The following is a 1,677-nucleotide window of genomic DNA, read 5'->3' as shown; positions in this document are numbered from 1 at the left end:
GGCCGCGTGGGCGGGGCCGCCGGTGGCGAGGACGCCCCCGGCGCCGAGCGCGACGGCGCCGCCGAGCACGCTGCGGCGGCTGAGGGCGGGGTCCGGAAGGGGATGATCGCTCATGCCCGGGACGCTACGGGCCGGACGCCGCCGCTTCGAGGGGCCTGGCCACCGTCCCGGGGGTATACCCAGCCTTACCCTCCCCCGGACTTAGAGCGTGGTGGTCAGGGTGAGGCCCGCGGGGGTGGCGGTGATGTGGGTCAGGTCGGGGACGATCCAGTGGGCCTCGCCCAGCTCGGACGCGTCGTGGCTGGTCGTGACGGCCACGACGGTCGCCCCGGCGGCGCGTCCGGCGCGGATTCCGGCGGGCGCGTCCTCGACGACCACGCACGCGGACGGGTCGGCGCCCAGCTCACGCGCGGCCAGCAGGTAGCCCTGCGGGTCGGGCTTGCCCGCGCGGACGCGTTCGGCGGTCACCACGACCGGCGGCAGCGGGACGCCCGCGACGCCCGTCCGGGTCCTGAGCTGGCCGAGGTCCATGGAGGTGACGAGGGCCCAGGGCAGGCCGTCGAGCGAGTCCAGCAGGCGGACGGCGTCCGGCAGCGCGGTGATGCCGTCGGTGCGGGACGCCTCCAGCGCGTCCAGCCGCGCCGTCGCCTCCGCGACCCGCTCGGCGGGCAGGAACTCGGCGATCCGGTCGGACGTGCGGCGGCCGTGCGCCCCGGCCAGGTAGTCGTCGGCGTCCACGCCGTACTCGGCCGCCCACTCCCGCGCGGCGGCCTCGACCAGCGGGGTGGAGTCCACGAGCGTGCCGTCCACGTCGAACAGGACGGCCGAGCACGGAAGGACGACCATCAGCGCGCGGCGGACCAGGGGGCGGCGGCGGTGGCCTTCTCGGCCTGGGCGCGCAGTGCGCGGATCGCCTCGGCCGGGTCGTCGGCGCCGTAGACGGAGCTGCCCGCGACGAACACGTCCGCGCCCGCCTCGGCGCACCGCTCGATCGTCTCGGCGCTCACACCGCCGTCCACCTGGAGCCAGACGTCCAGGTCGCGGCCCTTGATCAGGTCGCGGGCGCGGCGGACCTTCGGCAGCACCACGTCGAGGAACCGCTGCCCGCCGAACCCGGGCTCGACCGTCATCAGCAGCAGCATGTCGATCTCGCCGAGGATGTCCTCGAACCCGTCGACCGGCGTCGCCGGGTTCACCCCGAGCCCGGCGCGCGCGCCCGCGGAGCGGATCGCGCGCAGGGTGCGGATCGGCGCGGACGCGGCCTCCGCGTGGATCGTGACGCTCTTCGCCCCGGCCTCGGCGTACTGCGGGGCCCAGCGGTCCGGGTCCTCGATCATCAGGTGGCAGTCGAGCGGCAGGCGGCTCGTCTTGAGCAGCGCCTCGACGATCGGCAGCCCGAGGGTCAGGTTGGGGACGAAGTGGTTGTCCATCACGTCGACGTGCACCCAGTCGGCGTCGTCGGCGATCCGCTCGACCTCGCGGCCCAGGGCGGCGAAGTCGGCGGACAGGATGCTGGGAGAGATCTGCGGAGCCATGATGCCCCCAGCTTAGGAGTCCCCGCCCCCCGACGCGGCGGCAGGGCCGGGCGTACCCGGACGCGGGCGTCCGGTGCGGCGCGGACGCGGGAGTCCGGTGCGGCGGGGAGGCGGGGTCCGGCGCGCCCGGGGGCGGGGAGCG

At 76.3% G+C, this 1,677-nt stretch carries 2 protein-coding genes; both read right to left on the bottom strand.

Features of this window, described 5'->3' with window-relative positions; translation table 11 throughout:
* Positions 1–201: 201 nt before the first annotated feature.
* On the bottom strand, positions 202–846 hold the full coding sequence (locus tag DZF91_RS24200) for an HAD-IA family hydrolase (protein ID WP_117359590.1): 645 nt from the start codon (positions 844–846) through the stop codon (positions 202–204).
* On the bottom strand, positions 846–1,535 hold the full coding sequence (rpe, locus tag DZF91_RS24195; protein ID WP_117359589.1) for a ribulose-phosphate 3-epimerase: 690 nt from the start codon (positions 1,533–1,535) through the stop codon (positions 846–848). Before rpe ends, DZF91_RS24200 begins: the two co-directional genes overlap by 1 nt.
* Positions 1,536–1,677 lie beyond the last annotated feature (142 nt).

The organism is Actinomadura logoneensis, from assembly GCF_003428695.1.
Classification (GTDB): Bacteria; Actinomycetota; Actinomycetes; order Streptosporangiales; family Streptosporangiaceae; genus Spirillospora; species Spirillospora logoneensis.
This window is presented reverse-complemented; position numbering and strand designations above follow the sequence as displayed.

Coding starts and splice junctions, on each gene's coding strand:
- DZF91_RS24200 (WP_117359590.1), bottom strand. CDS start 846: ATGGTCGTCCTTCCGTGCTCGGCCGTCCTGTTCGACGTGGACGGCACG.
- rpe (WP_117359589.1), bottom strand. CDS start 1,535: ATGGCTCCGCAGATCTCTCCCAGCATCCTGTCCGCCGACTTCGCCGCC.